At 31.5% G+C, this 1,020-nt stretch carries 1 protein-coding gene; it reads right to left on the bottom strand.

Annotated features, from left to right (window positions below; translation table 11 throughout):
- Positions 1–85 precede the first annotated feature (85 nt).
- On the bottom strand, positions 86–1,020 hold a 935-nt coding region (locus H964_RS05975), incomplete at its 5' end, for a phosphoadenosine phosphosulfate reductase domain-containing protein (RefSeq protein WP_039765666.1).

The following is a 1,020-nucleotide window of genomic DNA, read 5'->3' as shown; positions in this document are numbered from 1 at the left end:
TTTAACTTTTTTAGCCCTTTCCTTAACCATCCTTCTCTAATATAAAAGGACCCATGACCTTTGAGTTTATATTTTAAAGTTTCCATTAATCATTAACTCCTCTCTTGATTGCTAAGACTTTGCGAATATAACAGCCACCATCAAAATAACTAATACATTTCCCGCAATGTTTACATTTTGTTTCTTCTATTTTATATCCCTTTTCTCTAACCTTTATTGCATTGAAAGGACAAATACCCTCACAAGCTAAACACCCTATGCACATTTGGAATTTTGTAATTTGTGCATCTATTTTCTGTTTTATAAAGTTTATGTTACTTTTAGCCTTGTAAATTTTTACTTTTAATTCTCTATCACCTTTAACACCTTGAATTTTTAATACTACATTTCTATTTTCATCTAAAACAAAAACTTCCCCCAACAATTTATTGCCTATATCAAAATTTAATTCTCCAAACGGCTTGAAAAACTCATAAAGCTCATCTGAAATTGGTTTTGTCAATACATAGTTAAATGCTTTTTCTTCTGTTGCACAAGGTCTGAAAATCACCACTGAGTTCTTACTATGTTCTAATCCTATTCCCCCTTGCCGCGCTTTCCATTTACCCTCTCTCACATAAACTTCGGCATCTTCTTTCCCTATCTTTTTTGCAAAATTTATGAGAATATTCTCCCATTTTGTTGATAAATCATTCAAATATATCTTAGACAAAAATTGCGACCATTCACTGTTGTTGGGACAACACCAACATCCAACTCGTGTATAACCTAACCTATATGCATCATTAAAGTCTAAACGGTTAGCAAAAATATAAAGCCAGACATCAAAATCAAACCAATTAAAAATTGGAGAAACAACCTTTTGTTTTACTATTTTCGGACTATCAGTTGCATCATCATATTTACTTCTACTTGTACTTTCTCTGCTTCTAATACCATAAAAGGTTATAACTCTATTCTTATCTCCAAAAAGTGCATTGATTTTCTTTGAAATAGGCCCTGTTTTAAATACTGTACAAC

Source organism: Caldicellulosiruptor sp. F32 (assembly GCF_000404025.1).
GTDB lineage: Bacteria > Bacillota > Thermoanaerobacteria > Caldicellulosiruptorales > Caldicellulosiruptoraceae > Caldicellulosiruptor > Caldicellulosiruptor saccharolyticus.
The sequence above is the reverse complement of the archived record's forward strand: the minus strand, read 5'-3'. Positions and strand labels throughout refer to the sequence as shown.